Consider the following 315-nt stretch of genomic DNA (forward strand, 5'->3'; position numbering starts at 1 on the left):
GTGCCGATGCTGTTGATCGGCCACGCGGGCGCCAAGCACGGAATTCCGTATGCGGTGCTGGTGCGCACATCGTTCGGCACGCAGGGGGCGAAGCTGCCGGCGCTGCTGCGTGCCATCGTCGCGTGCGGCTGGTATGGCATCCAGACGTGGCTGGGCGGCAGCGCCATCTATACGCTGGCCAACATCCTGACGGGCAATGCCCTGCATGGCGCCGTGCTGCCGTTTCTTGATATCTCGGTGGGGCAGTTGGCGTGCTTCCTGCTGTTCTGGGCGTTGCAGCTTTATTTCATCCTGCACGGCACCGACTCGATCCGC

1 protein-coding gene is annotated in these 315 nt (G+C 64.4%); it reads left to right on the forward strand.

The features are described 5' to 3' along the window. Positions 1 to 315, forward strand: a 315-nt coding sequence (locus RVY79_RS18610) for a cytosine permease (protein ID WP_317466028.1), incomplete at both ends; no start/stop codon positions are given.

Source organism: Chromohalobacter sp. HP20-39, assembly GCF_033052815.1.
In the GTDB taxonomy this organism is placed as follows: domain Bacteria; phylum Pseudomonadota; class Gammaproteobacteria; order Pseudomonadales; family Halomonadaceae; genus Chromohalobacter.